The 18,561-nt window shown below is 47.3% G+C and carries 17 protein-coding genes; 11 read left to right on the forward strand and 6 right to left on the reverse strand.

All coding sequences use genetic code 11. The annotated features are described in order from the left end of the window. Positions 1-2 precede the first annotated feature (2 nt). Genes ACYQ05_RS08085 through lpxC form a run of 3 tightly spaced genes read left to right on the forward strand, consistent with a single transcriptional unit; the run spans position 3 to position 2,944 of the window. Positions 3-749, forward strand: a complete 747-nt coding sequence (locus tag ACYQ05_RS08085; RefSeq protein WP_459820033.1) for a cell division protein FtsQ/DivIB — start codon at positions 3-5, stop codon at positions 747-749. Next, positions 739-1,983, forward strand: a complete 1,245-nt coding sequence (ftsA, locus tag ACYQ05_RS08090) for a cell division protein FtsA (RefSeq protein ID WP_459820035.1) — start codon at positions 739-741, stop codon at positions 1,981-1,983. Before ACYQ05_RS08085 ends, ftsA begins: the two co-directional genes overlap by 11 nt. Positions 1,984-2,038: 55 nt before the next feature. Continuing rightward, a complete protein-coding gene (gene lpxC / locus ACYQ05_RS08095) occupies positions 2,039-2,944 on the forward strand; it encodes a UDP-3-O-acyl-N-acetylglucosamine deacetylase (protein WP_459820037.1) in 906 nt (301 codons plus the stop codon). Here the strand turns inward: lpxC and ACYQ05_RS08100 are convergent, their stop codons facing one another. Continuing rightward, entirely contained in the window at positions 2,945-3,370 is a 426-nt protein-coding gene (locus ACYQ05_RS08100) for a DciA family protein (protein WP_459820039.1), read from the reverse strand. A 117-nt stretch (positions 3,371-3,487) separates the two neighbouring features. Between ACYQ05_RS08100 and secA the strand changes: the two genes are divergently transcribed. Together secA and argJ are read left to right on the forward strand one after the other, a co-directional pair. Continuing rightward, positions 3,488-6,229: a preprotein translocase subunit SecA gene (gene secA / locus ACYQ05_RS08105; RefSeq protein ID WP_459820041.1), complete on the forward strand. Its 2,742-nt coding sequence runs from the start codon at positions 3,488-3,490 to the stop codon at positions 6,227-6,229. A 66-nt stretch (positions 6,230-6,295) separates the two neighbouring features. Further along, the gene (gene argJ, locus ACYQ05_RS08110; RefSeq protein ID WP_459820043.1) at positions 6,296-7,510 is read left to right on the forward strand and encodes a bifunctional glutamate N-acetyltransferase/amino-acid acetyltransferase ArgJ; all 1,215 of its coding nucleotides are present in this window, start codon (positions 6,296-6,298) and stop codon (positions 7,508-7,510) included. Here the strand turns inward: argJ and hisC are convergent. Next, on the reverse strand, positions 7,507-8,583 hold the full coding sequence (gene hisC / locus ACYQ05_RS08115; RefSeq protein WP_459820045.1) for a histidinol-phosphate transaminase: 1,077 nt from the start codon (positions 8,581-8,583) through the stop codon (positions 7,507-7,509). The genes argJ and hisC overlap by 4 nt on opposite strands. 106 nt (positions 8,584-8,689) lie before the next feature. Between hisC and ACYQ05_RS08120 the strand changes: the two genes are divergently transcribed. Next, positions 8,690-9,643 (forward strand): Nudix family hydrolase, encoded by a 954-nt coding sequence (locus ACYQ05_RS08120; RefSeq protein WP_459820047.1) that lies wholly within the window; start codon positions 8,690-8,692, stop codon positions 9,641-9,643. Between the two features lie 19 nt (positions 9,644-9,662). Here the strand turns inward: ACYQ05_RS08120 and coaE are convergent, their stop codons facing one another. Continuing rightward, positions 9,663-10,265 (reverse strand): dephospho-CoA kinase, encoded by a 603-nt coding sequence (gene coaE, locus ACYQ05_RS08125; protein WP_459820049.1) that lies wholly within the window; start codon positions 10,263-10,265, stop codon positions 9,663-9,665. A 64-nt stretch (positions 10,266-10,329) separates the two neighbouring features. Between coaE and ACYQ05_RS08130 the strand changes: the two genes are divergently transcribed. Both ACYQ05_RS08130 and grxD read left to right on the forward strand, forming a co-directional pair. Beyond that, positions 10,330-12,144 carry an N-acetylglutaminylglutamine amidotransferase gene (locus ACYQ05_RS08130; RefSeq protein WP_459820051.1) on the forward strand — a complete coding sequence of 605 codons (1,815 nt, stop codon included), beginning with the start codon at positions 10,330-10,332 and terminating at the stop codon, positions 12,142-12,144. A 120-nt stretch (positions 12,145-12,264) separates the two neighbouring features. After that, a complete protein-coding gene (gene grxD / locus ACYQ05_RS08135) occupies positions 12,265-12,648 on the forward strand; it encodes a Grx4 family monothiol glutaredoxin (RefSeq protein ID WP_459820053.1) in 384 nt (127 codons plus the stop codon). Positions 12,649-12,711: 63 nt separating this feature from the next. On the opposite strand, the gene rnt is transcribed toward grxD, so the two are convergent. Together rnt and argA are read right to left on the reverse strand one after the other, a co-directional pair. Beyond that, entirely contained in the window at positions 12,712-13,356 is a 645-nt protein-coding gene (rnt, locus tag ACYQ05_RS08140; RefSeq protein WP_459820054.1) for a ribonuclease T, read from the reverse strand. An 8-nt stretch (positions 13,357-13,364) separates the two neighbouring features. Then, positions 13,365-14,654 carry an amino-acid N-acetyltransferase gene (gene argA, locus ACYQ05_RS08145; RefSeq protein WP_459820056.1) on the reverse strand — a complete coding sequence of 430 codons (1,290 nt, stop codon included), beginning with the start codon at positions 14,652-14,654 and terminating at the stop codon, positions 13,365-13,367. A gap of 81 nt (positions 14,655-14,735) precedes the next feature. On the opposite strand from argA, the gene ilvD reads away from it, so the two are divergent. Both ilvD and ACYQ05_RS08155 read left to right on the forward strand, forming a co-directional pair. Next, positions 14,736-16,589 carry a dihydroxy-acid dehydratase gene (ilvD, locus tag ACYQ05_RS08150; RefSeq protein WP_459820058.1) on the forward strand — a complete coding sequence of 618 codons (1,854 nt, stop codon included), beginning with the start codon at positions 14,736-14,738 and terminating at the stop codon, positions 16,587-16,589. 5 nt (positions 16,590-16,594) lie between these two features. Continuing rightward, positions 16,595-16,996, forward strand: coding sequence for a tellurite resistance TerB family protein (locus tag ACYQ05_RS08155; protein ID WP_459820060.1), 402 nt, complete (start codon positions 16,595-16,597; stop codon positions 16,994-16,996). Between the two features lie 111 nt (positions 16,997-17,107). Here the strand turns inward: ACYQ05_RS08155 and ACYQ05_RS08160 are convergent, their stop codons facing one another. Then, a complete protein-coding gene (locus tag ACYQ05_RS08160; RefSeq protein WP_459820061.1) occupies positions 17,108-18,040 on the reverse strand; it encodes an MBL fold metallo-hydrolase in 933 nt (310 codons plus the stop codon). Between the two features lie 187 nt (positions 18,041-18,227). Between ACYQ05_RS08160 and ACYQ05_RS08165 the strand changes: the two genes are divergently transcribed. Further along, the gene (locus tag ACYQ05_RS08165; protein ID WP_459820063.1) at positions 18,228-18,548 is read left to right on the forward strand and encodes a thioredoxin domain-containing protein; all 321 of its coding nucleotides are present in this window, start codon (positions 18,228-18,230) and stop codon (positions 18,546-18,548) included. Positions 18,549-18,561: the final 13 nt, after the last annotated feature.

An 18,561-nucleotide genomic window follows, 5' to 3' on the forward strand; every position in this document is an offset into this window, starting at 1 on the left:
TTTTGGCTAAGCGACGCGTCTGGTTTAAAAATGCCTTGTTGGGCCTCTTGCTTTTGGGGCTGGTATTGGCGGCACTCTATTTTTGGGATAAGCAGAAAACGCTATTTCCGTTGAAGCACACTGAGGTGGTGCCGACGGAGAATCAATTAACGACGGCTCAGCGTCAGCAGCTGATGCCGATTCTAAAACGTGCTTTGGGTCAATCCTTTTGGCAAGTGGATCTATTACAGCTGCAGTCAGATTTGACACGGTTGGAGTGGGTGCGCAGTGTGGTTGTGACGCGGCAATGGCCGGATACGTTGCAGGTTAAGTTGCATTTACAAACCCCGGTCGCACGCTGGAATCGGAATGGGCTAATTAATGATGCGGGGCAAGTGTATTATCCCTTAAACCTTCAACCCTATTTAGATTTGGTGCAGTTACAGGGGCAAGATAAAGACGCGGCAGAGGTGCTAAAGCATTTAGTACAGTTTCAGCAGCGCTTGAATGCCTTGGGCATGCAAATTCAGTCGTTACAATTAAAAGAGAGTGGTGTTTGGGATATTCATTTGGTGAATGGGCAAACCCTTGTTGTGGATCGGGCGCACGCCATGTCTAGACTGCAGAGATTTGTGCAAGCCTACCCAAAAGTGGAAAAATCTTCTTTGAAAGTCGCGCAAGGGTTTGATTTACGCTATAGTAATGGTTTTATTATTCAGAAAAAAACAATAAAAGATCAGACTGAAGGGTCAAAGGCAGATGGCAATTAAGCAACAGCATTCAAATATTATTGTGGGTTTAGATATTGGCACCTCAAAAATTGCGGCCATTATTGGGAAACTGAAAGGGAATGGGGAAATTGAAATTATCGGTATGGGAACCCACCCTTCTCGAGGACTCAAAAAGGGCGTGGTCGTGAATATTGATGCCACCGTCGAGTCCATTCAGCATGCCATTGATGAAGCAGAGCGGATGTCTGGCTATCAGGTGGATTCTGTCTATGTCGGCATTGCTGGCAGCCATATTCGCAGTATGAATTCTGACGGTATGGTGGCCATCAGTGATCAAGATGTGAAGCAGACAGATGTGGAGCGGGTGATCGAGGCAGCTAAGACCATTGCCATTCCCGGCGATATGCAGCTGCTTCATATTTTGCCGCAAGAATTTATTATTGATAAGCAAGGCGGCATTCGCGAACCGATTGGGATGTCGGGTGTGCGTCTGGAAGCGAAGGTGCATATGGTGATGGGGTCGGTAAGTGCGGCGCAAAATATTACCAAATGTGTTGAACGCTGCAATCTGGAGGTGGCGGATATTATTTTGGAGCAGCTGGCTTCCAGTGAAGCAGTGCTGTCTGAAGATGAAAAAGAGCTCGGCGTATGTTTGGTGGATATTGGGGGCGGCACGACTGATATTGCGGTTTTCCAAAATGGTGCAATTCGCCATACGGCAGTGATTTCTGTGGCCGGGGATCAGGTGACCAATGATATTGCAGTTGCTTTCCGCACCCCGACACCGGCAGCAGAACGCATTAAAAAACAGTATGCGTGTGCAGTCCCACAGCTGATTGCTCAGGATGAAGAGATTGAGGTGCCCAGTGTGGGGGATCGTCCAGCCCGCTGCCTGTCTCGTCGCACTTTGGTCGAAGTGGTGGAACCAAGGTATGAAGAGTTGTTTCAATTGATTCAAGCAGAACTCCAGCGTTCAGGCTATGAAGAGGTGTTGGCTGCGGGGATTGTTCTTACCGGTGGCGCTTCACTGGTTGAAGGAGCGGTTGAATTAGCCGAAGAGGTGTTTCATATGCCGGTGCGCCTAGGCTATCCGCATGGTGTGAAAGGCTTGCAAGACCAAGTGAATAATCCAGCTTATGCGACGACAGTCGGTTTGCTTAAATATGCCCAAGAGCATCAACCCTTAATGGCTAAGCCAGAAAAAGGAACGCGTTTTTCAGATGCCAGTACCATGTTAGAGCAGATGAAAAACTGGTTTAAAAAGAGTTTTTAAGTGTAAAAAACCGGGCTATAATACCCGGTTTATTTCATTATATCGGATTGTCTCTATGCATCAGCGCACCCTTGCAAACCCAGTTAAAGCAAAAGGCATCGGTTTACACACCGGTCATGAGGCCATTATGACTTTACAGCCAGCGCCGGAAGATACAGGGATTGTATTTCGGCGGGTGGATTTAGATCCTGTCGTCACCTTTAAAGTGTCCCCAGAAATCGTGGGTGAAACCACTTTATGTACAACGGTGGTCAAAGATGGGGTAAAGATAGCAACGATTGAGCATCTGATGTCTGCCTTAGCTGGGGTAGGGATGGACAATCTATATGTCGATATTACCGCCGATGAAGTGCCGATTATGGATGGCAGTGCTTCACATTTTATTTTCTTATTACAGGCGGCGGGCATTCAAAAACAGAATGCGCAACGCAAGTTTATCCGCATTAAAAAACCTGTACGTGTTGAAAATGATAAGGGGGGCTGGGCCGCTTTTGCACCTTATGAAGGCTTCCGTTTAAATTTTTCCATCGATTTTGATCATCCCGCCTTTAAACAAACGGCGGAAAAAATGACCTTGGAATTTTCACGCACGGCCTATTTTAAAGAGGTGGCGCGAGCGCGCACTTTTGGGTTTATGAAAGATATGGAAGTGCTGCGCAAAAATAATCTAGCTTTGGGCGCGAGCCTAGACAATGCGATTGGTCTGGATGACAATGGTGTAATGAATGCTGAGGGGTTGCGCAATAAGGATGAATTTGTACGGCATAAAATTCTCGATGCGGTGGGCGATCTCTATATGGCCGGTTATCCGATTGTGGGGGAGTTTTCCGCACATAAATCTGGGCATGCCCTGAATAATCAACTGTTGAGAACCTTAATAAAAACGCCTGATGCGTATGAAATTGTGACCTATATTGATAAGTCGCCCATTGATTATGGCAGCAGTAAGGTGATGATGTAATTATTTGAAGGCCCGCCCGCCTAAGCGTTGCAATACTTTTTTTAAGCCTTCCGATTGCACGCTTTCACTCAAATGAAAAAACTTCGCCCCTGTCTCTTTGTCTGGGGGGTCCATCTGCACTTTGGTCGGTTTGCGCTCTGCTTGTAAGGGCAGCACCCGAATTTGCACGCGATAGAGCTGTAAATGCGGGAAATGTTGTTGATAGAGCGCTAAAATTTCGTTTTCGTAAAACCGCAATTTACTTTTCCACAGGTTATCATCCAGCTGTAAGACTAAAGTCTTGCCTTCAAAACTGACGCCAATCAAATGCAGTGCGATACGGCTTGGCAGCGCCTCTTGAGCCACTTCTAAAAGCGCTTGATAGAGTTGCGTTTGTTCAATCAATTTGCTCAGGCCTGCTTGTGCTTGATCTAGGGCTTTTTTCATCGGTGATTCACCACTCTTTTGTCTTTAAAGAACCTTGCTCGTGACTGGTGCAAAGCGTTCGATAATTTGTGCTAGAATAAGTTTTTTAATTGTACTAGATTCAGATAGAGAGCCCCAATGTTCGCAAAATTTTTTAAGAAAATTTTTGGCAGTCGTAATGAGAGACTTTTAAAGCAATACCGTCAAGAGGTGGAGAAGATTAATGCCCTTGAGCCGGAGTATGAAAAGCTGGATGATGTTGCGCTACAAGCGAAAACCGATGAGTTTAAACAGCGGCTGGAAAAGGGCGAAACTTTAAATGATCTTCTACCAGAAGCCTTTGCCGTTGTCAGAGAGGCGGGTAAGCGTGTCTTGGGAATGCGTCATTACGATGTGCAGCTGATTGGGGGGATGGCGCTCCACCATGGCAAGATTGCGGAAATGCGTACCGGGGAAGGAAAAACCTTAGTGGCCACCTTGCCTGCTTATCTGAATGCCCTGACCGGTAAAGGGGTGCATGTGATCACGGTCAACGATTATCTTGCTAAGCGTGATGCCGAGTGGATGGGGCAGCTCTATGAGTTTCTCGGTCTTTCAACCGGAGTGGTAGTCTCGAATCAAAGTCCACAAGAGAAACAGCTCGCTTACGCCATGGACATTACCTATGGCACCAATAATGAATTTGGTTTTGACTATCTGCGTGACAATATGGCCATCTTTAAAGAGGAGCGTGTGCAGCGTGGCCAGCACTATGCCATTATCGATGAAGTGGACTCCATTCTGATTGATGAAGCAAGAACGCCGCTGATTATTTCTGGTCCGGCAGAAGACCGTTCTGAAATCTATAAGGCGATTGATCCGTTGATTCCACATTTGGAACGCGGTGAAGAGGATTTGGAAACGAAAACGACCACAGGCGATTACACTGTTGATGAAAAGAATCGTCAGGCCTATTTGACCGATCAAGGGTATGAAAAACTTGAAGGGATGTTGAAAGAGATCGGCTTATTAGAAGCGGGTGAAAGCCTGTTTGATGCGCACAATATCAGCTTACTTTTGAATTTGAATGCCGCTTTAAAAGCGCATGTACTGTTTGAGAAGAACCGAGATTATATTGTCGAAAACAATGAAGTCGTCATTATTGATGAGCATACGGGTAGAAAAATGGAGGGTCGTCGCTGGAGTGAGGGGTTGCATCAAGCTGTCGAGGCCAAGGAGGGCGTGCCTATTCAAGCAGAAAGTCAAACCTTTGCTTCGATCACTTTCCAAAACCTATTCCGTCAGTATGAAAAATTATCAGGAATGACTGGAACGGCGGACACCGAAGCTGGAGAGTTCCTGTCCACCTATAACTTAGAAGTAGTGATTATCCCCACCCATATTCCGCCCAAACGGATCGATCAACCAGATCTGGTTTTCCTAGATATGGAAGGTAAGTTTGCCGCTTTGGTGAAAGAAATTAAAGAGACCCATGCTAAAGGTCAGCCGCTTTTAATTGGGACAGCATCCATTGAGATGTCGGAGTTATTATCGAGTCTCTTGACGCAAGAGAAGATTCCGCACAATGTGTTAAATGCGAAGCAGCATGAACGTGAAGCGCATATTATTGCCGAAGCAGGGCGCCCTGGTGCGGTGACAGTGGCGACCAATATGGCCGGACGCGGAACCGATATTGTGCTCGGGGGGAATCTCGAAATGGAAATCGAAGCCTTGAAGAACCCTACAGACGAGGCGATCGCTGCTTTAAAAGCCGATTGGGAAAAACGCCATCAGCAGGTATTAGAGTTGGGAGGCTTAAAGGTTTTAGGTTCTGAACGTCATGAATCGCGGCGGATTGATAACCAATTGCGTGGCCGTTCAGGGCGTCAGGGGGATCCGGGTGAGACGCGTTTCTACCTCTCGCTAGATGATGATTTAATGCGTCGTTTTGCTTCTGAACGCGTCAAAAATATGATGCGTCGCCTCGGCATGAAATCTGATGAGGCGATTGAGCATAAGATGGTGTCCAAATCCATTGAGCGTGCACAACGACAAGTAGAACGCATGCACCAAGATGAACGTGCGAATCTGCTGAAATTTGATGATATTGCTAATGAGCAACGAAAAGTGGTCTATGCGCAACGCAATGAGTTGATGGAAAGTGATGATCTCTCCGAAACGGTGGACAATATTCGCGATACCGTTTTGACCGACTTTTTCCACCAATTTATTCCGGCCGGCAGCTTGGCTGAGCAATGGCAAGTGCCAGAATTGATGCTACGTCTAAAAGAAACATTTGAGCTTGAACTGCCGATTGATCAGTGGCTTGAAGAAGATAAATCCTTGTATGAAGAGACGCTGTTGCAGAAGTTACTGGAGACGGTTAAACAGCATTATCTTGAGAAAATGTCAGCCATTGACGAGCAGACGCGTCATCAGTTTGAGAAAGAAGTGCTTTTGCGCACCATTGATGAACAGTGGCGGGAGCATTTATCGCAGATGGATTATTTACGTCGTGGTATTCACTTGCGAGGCTTTGCGCAGAAGGATCCTTTCCAGGAGTATCGTCGGGAAGCGGCGAATATGTTTGAGGCTTTCTTGGGCAATGTGATGTTTGAGACCACAAAAATTCTGCTGTTAGTTAAGATCGAAGCGCCACAAGATGTCGAAGCCTTTGAAAATGAGCTTGAAGCCGAACGACCCCAACAGTTAGAGGCGATTCATCCTGCTGCCGATGCGATGGGGCAAGCGATGGAAGTGGATCAAGAAGCTGAGGAGGCAGCAGCCTCTACTTCGGCGACTCAGGGCACCTATCGTCGTGAAACCCCTAAGGTTGGGCGTAATGACCCTTGTCCTTGTGGTTCAGGGAAAAAATATAAGCAGTGCTGTGGCAAGCTATAGTTAAAATTTAACGAGTGTGAACAGATACGCACCCTTTGCAGGGTGCGTTTTTATTTGGAGAACCCCATGCAATTAAATTCAGAAATCTCTTTTCATCCCGTATCCGGTTTTTATTGTGGCGCTACGGCGGCGGGCATTAAAAAAAATCGTCAGCTCGATTTGGTGGTGATGGAGTTGACGCCTGGGAGTATCACGGCGGCTGTTTTTACGCAAAATGCATTTTGTGCAGCACCGGTGACAGTGGCGAAAGCCCATTTAAGTACCACCCAGCCCCGTGCTTTGGTGATTAACAGTGGTAATGCGAATGCGGGCACAGGCAGACAAGGTTTGAAAGATGCGAAGCAGACCTGTGCTTGGGTGGCAGAAGAGCTGGGGTGTGATCCGGAAGCGGTTTTGCCATTTTCCACGGGGGTGATTGGAGAAAACTTGCCTATGGAAAAGATGCAGGCAGGTATTCCCGATGCTTGTGCGGATCTGAATATTGAAGGTTGGGCAGAAGCGGCGCGTGGCATTATGACAACGGACACCGTAGAAAAAATGGTCTCTGTGCAAACAGATATTGATGGACATCTTGTGACCCTAACCGGGATTGCTAAAGGTTCTGGAATGATTCACCCGAATATGGCCACCATGTTGAGCTTTATCGCCACCGATGCCAAAATTTCGCCTGCTTGTTTGCAAGCGGCACTGGATGCTGCGGTCAATGTCTCTTTTAATCGGATTACCGTCGATGGGGATACGTCTACCAATGATGCCTGTACAGTGACCGCCACGCAAGCAGCTGACATGCCGGAAATTGATGCATTGGATAGTGCTGCTTTTCAGCAGTTCCAGCAGTTACTGACCGAGGTGATGGTGGAACTGGCGCAAAAAATTGTGCGCGATGGGGAAGGCGCTACCAAATTTGTCACCGTTAAGGTTGAGTCGGGTCGTGATTCAGAGGAGTGTTTAAAGGTGGCGCATGCGGTGGCATTATCGCCACTGGTGAAAACCGCCCTATTTGCTTCAGATCCTAACTGGGGACGCATTTTGGCCGCAGTGGGACGTGCCGGTGTAGAGCAGCTGAATATTGATCTGGTGGAAATCTATTTAGGCGATGTGTGCATCGTTAAGGACGGGGGCCGTGCTCCGGGCTATACCGAGGCAGCCGGCCAAGCAGTGATGGATCAACCGGAAATTCAGATTACCATCAAGCTGAATCGTGGTCCAGCAACCGAAACCGTTTGGACCACAGATCTTTCTTACGACTATGTCAAAATCAATGCCGAATATCGCACCTAATGCGCTTCGAGAAGGGTTTTGACGGCGTCAATCAAAGCTTGGTTTTCACTTTCTGAGCCGATGGTAATGCGCAGATAGTCTTTAATGCGAGGCTGATTAAAATAGCGCACAATAATCTTTTTCTCGCGCAACTGTTGCGCCAGCGCCTCTGCTTTTAAGGGCGCAGGTGGGCAGGTCAAGATAAAGTTGGCGTAGGATTCTAAGGTATCAAAACCGAGCGTATCCAAGGCTTCTGTCACCTGTTGGCGTTGAACAATAATGCGTTGGCACTGCGCTTCAAAATAGTCATGATCTTCAACTGAGGCGACGCCTGCCACTAAGGCCAGCTGGTCTAGTGGGTACGAGTTAAAACTGTTCTTGACTCGCTCTAGCGCTTCGATCAAATCCGCTTGACCTAAAGCATAGCCAATGCGTAAACCGGCCAAGGCTCGAGATTTAGAAAAAGTTTGAGTCACCAAAAGATTGGGATAATGCGCAATTAAGCGGACGGCACTCTCACCGCCAAAATCGATATAGGCTTCATCGACCACCACCACAGATTGGGGGTTGGCCTGTAAGATGGTTTCAATGGCTGTGAGGGGCAGCAATTTTCCGGTTGGCGCATTGGGGTTGGGGAAGATAATGCCCCCATTGGGCTGAGTATAGTCATTAGGGTCAATGGAAAAGTCATCGGTGAGTGGCACCGTTTGGTAATCTATTTGATAGAGACCGCAATAGACCGGATAGAAGCTGTAAGTGATGTCTGGGAACAGAATCGGTTGTGAATGTTTCAGCAGCGCTTGAAAAGTATGTGCCAGCACTTCATCTGAGCCATTTCCGACAAATACTTGGTTGCTTTGCAGTTGAAAATGATCGGCCAACGCCTGTTTTAAAGCCTCTCCATTCGGGTCAGGATAGAGGCGCAAACGCTCATTATTGGCTTGTGTAATGGCCGCCAAGACTTTGGGGGAAGGAGGGTAGGGATTCTCATTAGTATTGAGTTTAATGAGTTGATCTTCTTTCGGTTGTTCACCTGGTACATAAGGGGTCAGTTGGTGAACAAGGTCACTCCAAAAAGGATTTGATTGTGTCATTCTGTTATCCTAATATTGATCAATCTAATGTCTTTGTGACATTGTATTAAAAATTGTGCGCAATTTGCCAAAATCCCCAGTCCTGGTGGCTAAATAGGAGGACAAAATGTCGAAAAATGAGCCGATAAAAATTGCATTAGGTGTGCTTCGTTGTGGAGAGGAAGTGCTTTTAGCGCAGCGCCAGGCGTCGCAAGATTTTGCGGGCTTGTGGGAGTTCCCTGGCGGAAAGGTGGAAGCCGGCGAGGCGATTGAAACCGCTTTAAAACGGGAATTTGTGGAAGAAGTGGGGGTGGAGACGGCGCATTGGCAGCCTTTAATCGAGTTTCAATGGCGCTATGGTGAGAAAATACTGCACTTTTTTGTGTTTGAAACGTCGGATTTTGAAGGAATGCCAACTGGAAGAGAAGGGCAAACAGTGGCTTGGCATACGATTTCAGAGCTGACGGATGCGCATTTTCCGCCCGCTAATCGTGGGATTATTCGCGCCTTAAAGTTGCCCGATTTATATATGATTACAGGCCAATTTAAAGATGAACAAGAGGCCTTAGAGCGCCTTCAGGTGGCTTTGGAAGATGGGGTTCGTCTCTTTCAGTTGCGGGCAAAAACAATGGATGCCACCGCTTTTATCCATCTGGCACAACGAGCCGTGGAAAAGTGTCATCAATATGGCGCTAAACTTTTGCTGAATGGGGGCGTTGAATTGCTTGAAGCTGTTCCAGAAGCAGATGGCCTGCAATTGTCGTCAGATAAGGCTGCCGCCTATCAATCCCGGCCATTGCCGGAAGATAAATGGTTGGCGGTTTCGACCCATAATGCAGAACAGATTGCGCATGCTTTAACATTGGAGGCCGATTTTCTGTTATTGTCGCCCGTTAAAGAGACCACGTCTCACCCCGGCATGCCGGGGATTGGCTGGGAAAAGTTTGCATTGCTGACGGAACAGGCACCGGTACCGGCTTATGCGCTGGGAGGTATGAAGCCGAATGATGTGCAGACAGCCAAACTTAATGGCGCTCAAGGCATTGCGGCGATTTCAGGACTTTGGCCACAGCCCCTGTAATAGAAGTTTTGATAATATTCTATTGAGGTAAAAACGCTTTAAGCGCTTTTTTTAGGTGCTTTTCCACCTCTTCAAAGGGGAGCTCGGTATTGATCACCCGATCGGCGAGTGCCAATCGCTGTTGTCGACTGGCTTGTTGTTGGATAATGCTTTGAATCTCCATTTCACTTTTGCCATCTCGTTGTGCAGCTCTTTGGCATTGGGTGGTTTCTTGGCAGTCGGCGATCCACACTTGATCAATATAGTCAGGCTTGCCGGTCTCAGCCAGCAAAGGGATTTCAATCACAATCAAAGGCGGGTTTTTCTGACGTAACGTCTGTAGATGTTTGAGCGTTTGTTGCCGAATCATGGGGTGTAGCAATTGTTCCAGCCAAGTTTTGAGTGCCGGTTCTGCAAACATTCGCTTTCTTAACTTACCTCGATTGAGCTGTCCATCTTCTAATAAAATGTCCGTCCCTAATTGATCGACAATCGCCTGTAAGCCAGGCGTGCCTGGGGCAACGACCTCACGCGCGATTTCATCGGCGCTGAGTGTGGGCACCCCTTGTTCGGCAAACCACTGTAAAATACGGCTTTTGCCACTGCCAATGCCGCCCGTTAAGGCAATTACTTTTGTTGTCATGTCGATAAGAGAGAAAGTTGTTAGAATAGCATAATCTAATAGACTAACAGAAAGAATCAAAATCATGTGTGGAATTTGTGGGGAATGTTTTTGGAACGGGCAGCCCGCTCAAGAACAGCATTTAAAGTTAATGTTAAAAGCATTAGAGCGTCGCGGACCAGATGATGGCGGGTTGTGGACGCAAGACCAAGTGGGATTGGGTCATCGTCGTTTGGCCATTATTGATTTGAGTGAGGCCGGTCACCAACCGATGGTCGAAGAGAGTCTGACCTTGGTGTTTAACGGCTGTATCTATAACTATCGGGAACTTAGAGAAGAGTTGATTGCTCTGGGGCATCATTTCCGCTCGCATTCGGATACTGAAGTGATTCTCAAAGCCTATCGTCAGTGGGGAATGGAGAGTGTAAAGCGTTTTGAAGGCATGTTTGCCTATGCGCTCTGGGATGATGATCAGCAGCAGCTCTATCTGGTGCGCGATCGCTTTGGCATTAAGCCCCTATATTATGCGCCTATTGAAGGCGGCGTGCGTTTTGCTTCCAATACCCAAGCCTTACTGTCTACATCGGGCATTGATCGTTCATTAGACCCCGTTGGGTTGCACCATCAATTTACGCTGCATGGGGTCGTCCCAGCGCCACATACGATTCTAAAAGGCATTCGCAAGTTGGAGCCGGGTCACTGGATGGTGGTTGATCCAGATGGACAGATGTATAAAAAACAGTATTGGCAGTTAGAAGCGCGTCGTCCACAAGCGGGCGAACCTTGGTCGGCCTTGAAAACAGAAGCGGATTGGCTTGAGGCGATTCATCAGTCACTGAAAGAGGCAGTGCATAAGCGTCTAACCGCAGCGGATGTCCCGGTGGGGGTGCTGTTGTCAGGCGGATTGGATTCGAGCTTAATTGTGGCGCTGTTGGCAGAAGCGGGTGTGGAGAATATTCGCACCTTTTCGATTGGGTTTGAGGACCAACCAGAAGAGAAGGGCAGCGAGTTTGAGTATTCGGATTTGGTGGTGGAACGCTTCCATACGCAACATCAAAAATATTTAATCCCCAATGAAGAGGTTTTACCACGACTGCCGGAAGCGGTGGATGCGATGGCGGAACCGATGTTTGGTCAAGATGCGGTGGCGTTTTATCTGCTAGCGGAACGGGTGAGCCAATCGGTGAAGGTGGTGATGTCAGGCCAAGGGGCGGATGAGGTGTTTGGTGGCTACTTCTGGTACCCGCAGATGGCACAAGCTGCAGCAGAAGCCTTAGAGTGTCAAAACCCAGTCGATTGCTTTGCCCCTTATTATTTTGATCGAGATCATGCCGAGTGGCTGGAGATGATTCATCCTGATTACCATACCGATGATGTGACGCGTCATTTAATTAATGAAAAATTACTTGAGCCTGGCGCGGATGAGCATTTAGATCGCGTGCTACGTCTGGATGCGACCACACTGATTGTGGATGATCCGGTGAAGCGGGTGGATAATATGACCATGGCTTGGGGGTTGGAAGCGCGTGTACCTTTTTTGGACCATAAGCTCGTGGAATTGACGATGGCAGCGCCCATTGAGTTAAAGTTAAAATCCCCTAAATATATTTTGAAACAGATTGCTCGAGGTCGAGTACCGGATGCGGTGATAGATCGTCCCAAAGGTTATTTCCCAATGCCGGCTCTTAAGTATGTGCGCGGTGAGTTTTATCAATTTATGAAAAATATTTTAACCAGTGAAGCGGCTAAAAATCGAGGCTTATTTAATCAGGCCTATATTGAAAAATTGCTGGCAGCCCCTGATGCCCCCGAACATTTTACCCGCATTCAGGGCAGTAAATTATGGCACGCTGCGCTATTGGAATTCTGGTTACAGCGGCATGTGGACGCGCTGCATTAAGCTCAAACGGCCATTTTTGTTTGAAGATTTTGTTGACCAGCTCACGAAATGTGCATGCAAAGCGCTTTTAAAGTTGTTAAAATAACCTAGTAATTTAGTCAAGAATTAAAGGAAATGAAAATGGAAAACAGTGAAAATCAAACGCAAGAACAAGAAGTTCTTGAGCGCATCGACAGTCAAGTGAAAAATAATCCTGTGGTTATTTATATGAAAGGCACGCCTCAGATGCCTTCGTGTGGGTTCTCAAGTCGCGCTGCGCAAGCATTAGTGGAGACTGGAGAGAAGTTTGCTTTTGTCAATGTGTTGGCCGATCCGCTGATTTTTGAATATCTACCTAAATATCAAGACTGGCCGACTTTCCCGCAACTCTATATTGACGGAGAGCTGCAAGGTGGCTGTGATATTACGCTAGAATTGGCTGAAAGCGGTGAACTGAAAAAAATGATGGCAGAAGCAAATGCCAAACATGAAGCCAAGCAGAAAGAGGCTGACGCAGCAGAATAACGCTCAATTGCGTTAATTGCAGATTAAAAAAGCAGGTCATCCCTGCTTTTTTTGTTTGGGGGGTTAACTTGAAGAGGTACTTTTATTTTCCACAAAGGCTGGATTTAAGGGAAATTGATTGACGATTTTACAGAAGAGCTCGGCGGTCTTTTCGGTGTCATAGGCCGCAGAGTGCGCTTGGCTATTGTCCCATTCAATGCCGGCTAATTTGACGGCTTTGGCCAGCACGGTTTGCCCATAGACCAGCCCGGCCAAGGAGACGGTATCAAAGGTGCTGAATTTATGGAAGGGGGATTTGACCTTGGCGCGTTCGGCAGCGGCTTGCACAAACCCTAAATCAAAAAAAGCGTTGTGCCCCACCAAAATGGCTCGACTACAATCGGTCTCTTTAAGCTGCTGATGGATAGGTTGAAAGCAGTGTTCAAGCGCCTCTTTTTCGCTCACCGCTTCTCGAAAAGGGTGGGTTGGATCGGCAACACCGATAAACTTTAAGGCAGATTCATCCAATTTAGCCCCCTGGAAGGGAATGACATTGGCTTGATAGGTCTGATCTCGATGCAAAAGACCTTCACTGTCCATTTTTAACGTCACCACGGCGATCTCTATCAGCGCATTGGCGTGACAATCAAAGCCTGCGGTTTCAACATCCACCACCACGGGTAAGAAGCCTCGAAAGCGGTCTTTAATATGAGTAATTTTATTGAGCATGCAATCTATTATAGCGGTTTCATTAAGACTTTTGAGCGCCGTTGATAGTTGTAGAGCGTTTTTTTCTCTGCTGGCAGCGCTGTAAGCGTCGACGGTTGGAAGCCGTGCTCAATAAACCAGTGTTGCGATTGTGTGGTGAGAATAAAGAGCTGGGTGATGCCTTCGACTTTAGCCTGAGCTTCAATGGCCTGAAGTAACTGTTCACCTAAAGCTTGATTTTGATAGTTAGGGTCAATGGCGAGACACGCGAGCTCTCCCATTTTTTCAGCTAAATGCGGATAGAGTGCGGCACACCCTATAATCTGTTGATCGCGTTCAATGACAATAAAGTGTTCAATCTCTAATTCTAGCACTTCTCGAGAGCGCTTCACCAAAACCCCCTGTTGTTCCAGCGGCTGAATCAGTTGAATAATGCCGCCAATATCTTCACTTTGTGCGGGACGAATTTGATGGTAACGGTCGGTAAAAATTAAGGTGCCTTTACCATCACGCGTGAACAGGTCATACAACAGCGCGTCCGGTTCCGCTTCATCTAAGAGGTGTACGCGTTGGATGTTCAGCGCATCTGTTAAAGGGGTGAGAAAGTGTTGCTGTTCAGCAGAGAGTTGGGGCAGTTGCTGCTTTAATTGTAAAGGGGTGAGCTGTTGTGGAAGTGCGGCGAGTTGATGTGAAGGGGCGTAAATCATCAACTTATCCGCCTGTAGCGCTTGGGCCACGGCAATCGCCTGCTCTAGGGTGTTGAGGTTAAACAGCTCCCCAGTCAGTGAGTAGGCCAAAGGAGTCAGCAGCGCAATGGCGCCACTGTTGAGTGCTTGATTGAGTGAGGTGGTTTGCAATTTTCGCAATCGCCCTGTGTGTTGGAAATCTATCCCTTCTATGACGCCTTTGGGTTGGGCAATGACCCAATTACCAGACAGCAGCGTAATCGGTTGACTCAAGAGGGGTTGGCCGGTCACATGACTAAAAGCAGCCTCCAACTGACTGCGCAGTTGCCCGACACTCTGTTGCAGAATGGGGAGCATGGCTTGGGTGGTGATGCGAAATTGTTGGTGGCTTTGCCAAGGGATGTGTGCGGCTTGCAGTGCTTGATTAAACTGTGGCGTGGCGCCGGCAGCGAGGACAATTTTGATGTCTAAATTATGCAGCAGACGAATATCTTGCACCAGCTGTTGCAGTACCGCCGGCTTTGCAATCAGGGTGCCAGGCAGGTAAATGACAAAGGTTTTTCCACGGTGCCGTTCCACATAGGGGGTGGCTTGGCGTAAGGTATTAATAAAATCTAATTCAGATTGCTTCATATTTGTGAGAAAATAGCTTTATTATCATTATTTAATGTGCTTGGCGTCAGTATAACGCAAGCCACACGGAAGGAGAACAGTATGCCAGAATATCGCTCAAAAACATCAACCCATGGTCGGAATATGGCAGGTGCGCGCGCCCTTTGGCGGGCGACCGGTGTTGGCGAAGGAGACTTTGGAAAACCCATTATTGCCATTGCGAACTCTTTTACCCAGTTTGTACCTGGGCATGTGCATCTAAAAGATATGGGGCAATTGGTCGCCAAAGTCATTGAAGAGCATGGTGGGATTGCCAAAGAGTTTAATACCATCGCCGTAGATGATGGGATTGCGATGGGGCATGATGGCATGCTCTATTCTCTACCTTCTAGAGATCTGATTGCGGACAGTGTGGAGTATATGTGTAATGCGCATTGTGCGGATGCATTGGTCTGTATCTCTAACTGCGACAAAATCACGCCAGGTATGATGATGGCCGCGATGCGCTTGAATATCCCCACCATTTTTGTAACAGGCGGCCCGATGGAGTCCGGTAAAGCGGTACTGGGAGGGGAAACGCTGAAATTAGATTTGGTGGATGCAATGGTGATGGCGGCAGAAGATCAGTGTTCAAATGAAGATGTTCATACCGTAGAAGCAGCCGCCTGTCCGACTTGTGGATCTTGTTCCGGTATGTTTACGGCTAATTCTATGAACTGTTTAGCAGAAGCTTTAGGGATGGCGCTGCCTGGGAATGGGACCACTTTAGCGACGCATAAAGATCGCAAACATCTGTTTGAAGAGGCGGGTCGTCGTATTGTCGAGATGGCTAAGCAGTATTATGAGCAGGGGGATGATTCGATTTTGCCGCGCTCGATTGCTTCAATGAGTGCGTTTAAAAATGCGATGGCGCTGGATGTGGCGATGGGCGGTTCAACCAATACGGTACTGCATTTATTGGCCATTGCACATGAAGCGGGTGTGCCTTTTACTATGGCGGACATTGATCACATTTCGCGACAAGTTCCCTGTTTAGTTAAGGTGGCGCCCAATTCTAAAATTTACCATATGGAAGATGTGCATCGCGCCGGTGGGATCATGCGCATTTTAGGTGAATTGGCGCGTGCAGATCTCATCGACCTAAATGTGCCCACGGTGCATGCGTCGACTTTAGGGGCAGCCATTGAGCTTTGGGACATTACGCGCACGGATGATGAAGCCGTGCACACCTTCTTTAGAGCAGCGCCCGGCGGAGTCAGAACGACACAAGCCTTTAGTCAAGATAAGCGTTGGAAAACCTTGGATATGGATCCTGAAAATGGCTGTGTTCGCAGTGTCGAACATGCTTATACCCAAGATGGTGGCTTAGCTGTGCTCTATGGCAATATTGCTCAAGAGGGCTGTATTGTGAAAACGGCTGGTGTAGATGAAGAGATCTTTAAGTTCACCGGTAAAGCACGCGTGTTTGAAAGTCAGGATGACGCGGTAAAAGCGATTCTTGGTTATGAAATTGAAGCTGGAGATGTGGTCATTATTCGCTATGAAGGGCCAAAAGGGGGGCCGGGTATGCAAGAGATGCTATATCCAACCAGCTACTTGAAAGCTAAGGGGTTAGGAAAGGCGTGTGCTTTGTTAACCGATGGCCGCTTCTCAGGGGGGACTTCAGGTCTCTCCATTGGCCATGTTTCCCCCGAAGCTGCAGAAGGTGGCAATATTGGCTTAGTTGAAGATGGCGATACCATAATCATCGATATCCCGAATCGGACAATTCATGTCGATTTAACCGACGAGCAGTTGGCGGAACGCCGTTTCCGCATGGAGGAGAAGGGAAAAGATGCTTGGAAGCCAGCCAAACCGCGCGCGCGTAAAGTCAGTGCGGCCTTAAGAGCCTATGCGGCAATGACCACCAGCGCGGCGCATGGTGCAGTGCGCAATGTTGAGCAGATTGAGAGGTAGGGCAGATGTTTGTTGAAAGATTGACGCCAGAACAGCGCCGAGTGGTTTTTGAGTTAGCGGTGATGTTGGCAGCAGCAGATCATGAAGTTTCTGAAGAGGAATTGGAGTATTTGAAGAGCTTTAGTGAGGCTTTTAATATTCCGTTTAACATAGAACCCATTTCTGAAGACCAGCTAGAGGATCTGCTAACCATTTTTGATACACGTACTAGCAAAATCATTCTCCTGCAAGAGCTAATTAAGCTCTCCTATAAAGATGGGCATTTTGGCAAGGAAGAGCAAGATAAAGTCTTTCGGATTGCACAGACGATTGGTCTAAATGATGCCGATTTGCTGCTCCGAATTGAAGCGTGGGTGCGCGAAGGGTTTAATTGGCTGTATGAAGGCGAAGAGCTTTTAAATAGCTAGTTTGAAACTGGATTAGAAACCATCTCGTGTAAAGGTCTCGATTAAAAACCGCTAAAAGTTTCAAGACGTTTAGCGGTTTTTGTTTGTCAGTAATGAGTTGCTAAAAAAGGCTTACATGCTGGCTTCCCATTTCAGATAGGTTCGGTTTAAATTGACAGGGTGCCAAGATTTATAGTGTTTCAGGTGCTTGAATGCTGGCCAGTCTCGATTTTGGTTAACGGCTTCGTCAACACCGAGCATCTCTTCCGCCGCTGCTTTCATGGTTTGATTGAGCTTGGTTAAGTAAGCGCCAGTTTCAACATCGGCTTGCTTCCAATCCGTGACGCGACCATGTCCTGGCACGATGAATTGGGCGGGGAGTTTGCGCATTTTATGATAAGCCTGTTCCCAAGTAATGGGATTGGACCAAGGGTGAATGCCTAATATACGGTCAACATAGACGAGGTCACCGGTAAACAGCACTTTTTGCTTAGGTAGCCAAAGCGCACAATCCCCTGGGAAATGAGCGTCGCCATAAAAATTGAGATGCATTTCGACGCCACCAATATTCAGGGTATTGTGGGGTTGGGTCAACACAATATCCGCTGTTTTCATTTTAATCCCTTTTAGAGCGGGGACTTTTTTGACCAAATTCGCCACCTCTTGATTAAAAAATTTGGTTTGCGTTTTCACGGTCCCTTGGTAGGCGTAGATTTTGGCACCCTGTTTGGAGAAGTAGTCGTTTCCCAACCAACGGTGATCTTGACTGCCTAAATTGATCACGGCAATAATGGGCTGTTTTTTGATGCCTTTAGTGATCGCTTCGAGTTTTTGAGCTGCTGCCTCTCCTGCACCGGAGTCAACCAGCACCCAGCCTTTAGGCGTATCAATAAAACCGATATTATTGTTTAAACCTAAGTTTTCAGGGGTTCGGTCATCGGTAGGACCAACATAGGCATAAACGCCATCGGTGACTTTTTGTGCTTTAAAGGTCGTTGCTTGCACAGAGAGTGAAAGGAGCATCAAAGCTAAGAAGAGTCGGAAATGTCGGAAGATATTTATCATTTTTTCTATGACCTCTTTTTTATATATGAAAGTTTTCTATTTAATTTTCTATATGAAAAGATCAGCTCTTTACGAACATTTTTATATAGAAACCTTTGTACTAAATTGTCGTACAATATATGCACATATTCAAATATAGTCAAGTATTTTGAACAACGATTCTATTCAACTCAACAGGAGAGATTGTATGGGCAGTATCAGTTATTCTTGTGGATTAAGTCCTGATGAACATACAGGTCCAACCTTAAAAGGAACGCTTTATGGTCAAAGTACGGAAGTGGCCAAGCTTAAAAAACGGATTCTATGTGCCGGACGGCGTTATGGCATCGTTTGGCAATTTACCGTTGTCAGTGACCTGCTGAAAGCGGCAGAGCGCGGCATTGAGCGGTTGCCAGCTTTAGAAGTGGAGGGCAAGTTACGGATTCAAGGACTTGCGGCTACGGAGGAGATCGAAAAGACATTGGCTTCTCTTGTCGATGCGAATGCATCTGAGGCAGATACGATATAATGACGGTTTCAAT

The organism is Galenea microaerophila, assembly GCF_054657255.1.